Source organism: Erythrobacter sp. (assembly GCF_038133525.1).
Classification (GTDB): domain Bacteria; phylum Pseudomonadota; class Alphaproteobacteria; order Sphingomonadales; family Sphingomonadaceae; genus Qipengyuania.
Genome location: NZ_JAYPTL010000170.1, coordinates 372 through 915, shown reverse-complemented (window position 1 = coordinate 915; position 544 = coordinate 372). Strand labels below are relative to the sequence as shown.

Genomic DNA, 544 nt, shown 5'->3' with positions numbered 1-544 from the left:
AACGTGTATCGGTTGTGCGTACGGGTCGCCGGGGCCGCATCAATGAGGGGGGCTCCGCGGACGCGGCGGGCGAGCCCCGACATGCAGGGAGAAGCACCATGATCACCTTTCGCGACCGGGGCGCCCGGGGCTGCCATTTCGGGGCCGAGGTCGATGCGCGCCACAGCTTTTCCTTTGGCGATTACAATGATCCAAAAAACATGGGCTTTCGCGAATTGCGCGTGCTGAACGAGGATCGCATCATCCCCGGCGGCGGCTTTGCCGAGCATGCGCATCACGACATGGAGATCGTGACGCTGGTCCTGTCCGGCACGGTCGCCCATCGCGACACCCTTGGCAATCAAACGCTGATCCATGCGGGCGAAGTGCAGCGCATGAGCGCGGGCACCGGTGTGTTCCATTCAGAGCGCAACCCCGATACCCATGAAAGCGCACATCTGCTGCAGATCTGGATCTACCCCGACACCATTGGGATTGAGCCTTCCTACGATCAGCGCGCCTTCGATCCCGCCGAAAGCCGCAATACGTTTCGCACCATCGTCAG

Annotated in this window: 1 protein-coding gene; it reads left to right on the top strand. The window is 62.1% G+C overall.

Features of this window, described 5'->3' with window-relative positions:
- Positions 1–98: 98 nt before the first annotated feature.
- On the top strand, positions 99–544 hold a 446-nt coding region (locus AAFM29_RS17635; protein WP_341714018.1), incomplete at its 3' end, for a pirin family protein.